3 protein-coding genes are annotated in these 1,781 nt (G+C 72.1%); 2 read left to right on the forward strand and 1 reads right to left on the reverse strand.

Going from position 1 to position 1,781, the window contains the following annotated elements:
- A partial coding sequence (locus x551_RS21710; protein WP_036251311.1) for an alcohol dehydrogenase catalytic domain-containing protein occupies positions 1 to 291 on the reverse strand: 291 nt, incomplete at its 3' end.
- A 152-nt stretch (positions 292 to 443) separates the two neighbouring features.
- Here x551_RS21710 and x551_RS21715 point away from each other — a divergent pair.
- Both x551_RS21715 and x551_RS21720 read left to right on the forward strand, forming a co-directional pair.
- Complete coding sequence (locus x551_RS21715) at positions 444 to 1,295, forward strand: 3-hydroxybutyryl-CoA dehydrogenase (protein ID WP_036233440.1); 852 nt, start codon at positions 444 to 446, stop codon at positions 1,293 to 1,295.
- A 24-nt stretch (positions 1,296 to 1,319) separates the two neighbouring features.
- Positions 1,320 to 1,781, forward strand: a 462-nt coding sequence (locus x551_RS21720) for an alcohol dehydrogenase catalytic domain-containing protein (protein WP_036251314.1), incomplete at its 3' end; no start/stop codon positions are given.

Here is a 1,781-nt window from a genome sequence, read left to right on the forward strand (position 1 = left end):
CGGGCGCGCCCAGGCGCCGTTCCACAGCCACACGCGCTCGCCCAGGCGCGCCTCGCTGACGCCGGGGCCGACGGCATCGACGACGCCCATGCCGTCGCTGTGCGGCGTGACGCGGGGAAAGGGCATCACCGGGCTGCGCAGGCCGGCGCGGGACTTCACGTCGGAGGGGTTCACGCCGGACCACTGCAGCTTCACGCGCAGCTCGCCCGGGCCGGGCACCGGGTCGGGCAGCTCGCCGATCCGGAGCACGTCCCGGGCCGCTCCGGTGCGTTCGTAGAAGGTGGCGCGCATGGTCTTTGCAGGGGATGGGAAGAGGGATGATGGTGCCCGACATCGGATGCGCGTGCAGTGGCAAAACCCGCCAGCCCCTGCGACGCGTTCGGGCATCGATGCGCAGGCCGGCAGGGCCTACAGTGGCGGGAGATCATCGAAGGAGTCGCTGCATGAGCGGTCAAACAATCGGCGTCATCGGCGCCGGCACCATGGGCAACGGCATCGCGCAGGTGTGCGCCATGGCCGGGCTGGACGTGACGCTGGTCGACGTGTCGGACGCGGCGGTCGCGCGCGGCCTCGCGACGCTGGGCAGCAGCCTGGAGCGGCTGGTCAAGAAGGACAAGCTGACGGCCGCGGCCAGCGCCGCGGCGCTGGCCCGCGTGCGCGGCACGACCGACTACGCGGCGCTGGCCGGGGCCGACCTCGTGATCGAGGCCGCCACCGAGAACCTGGCGCTGAAGCTGCGCATCCTGCAGCAGCTCGCCGACGTGGTGCGCGAGGAGGCGGTGATCGCGACCAACACCTCGTCGATCAGCATCACCCAGCTGGCCGCGGCGGTGAAGGCGCCCGAGCGCTTCGTCGGCATGCACTTCTTCAACCCGGTGCCGCTGATGGCGCTGGTCGAGGTGATCGGCGGCCTGCAGACCTCGGAGGCGACGCGCGAGCGCGCGCTGGCCTTCGTCAAGTCCATCGGCAAGACGCCGATCGCGGTGAAGAACAGCCCGGGGTTCGCGGTCAACCGTATCCTGGTGCCGATGATCAACGAGGCGATCTTCGTGCTGCAGGAGGGCCTGGCCAGCGCCGAGGACATCGACGCGGGCATGACGCTGGGCTGCAACCAGCCGATCGGCCCGCTGGCGCTGGCCGACCTGATCGGCCTGGACACGCTGCTCGCGGTGATGCAGGTGTTCAGCGAGGGCTTCGACGACCCGAAGTACCGGCCCGCGCCGCTGCTGAAGGAAATGGTGGCTGCCGGCCGCCTGGGCCGCAAGAGCGGCCGCGGCTTCTACACCTACGCCTGAGGGCGGCCGCATGTTCCGCGCCTGATGCTGACGCAGGCGGACCGGCGCACCCATGCCGAGCTGGTGGAGCTGGACGAGTCGCAGCTGCCGCCCGGCGACGTGACGGTGCGCATCGAGTACTCCAGCCTCAACTTCAAGGACGCGCTCGCGGTCACCGGCCGCGGTGCGGTGGTGAAGCACTGGCCGCTGGTGCCGGGGATCGACCTGGCCGGCGTGGTCGAGCGCAGCAGCGACCCGGCCTGGCAGCCGGGCGACCGCGTCGTGGTCAACGGCTGGGGACTGGGCGAAACCGAATGGGGCGGGCTGGCGCAGAAGGCGCGGCTGTCGCCGCAGTGCCTGCTGCGGCTGCCGGCGGCCTTCACCACGCGCGAGGCGATGGCCATCGCCACGGCCGGCTACACCGCCGCGCTGTGCGTCATCGCGCTGCAGCGCCACGGCCTCGAGCCGGGCACGACGAGGTGCTGGTCACGGGGCGGCCGGCGGCGG

It is taken from the genome of Methylibium sp. T29 (assembly GCF_000576205.1).
GTDB classification, from domain to species: Bacteria; Pseudomonadota; Gammaproteobacteria; order Burkholderiales; family Burkholderiaceae_C; genus Methylibium; species Methylibium petroleiphilum.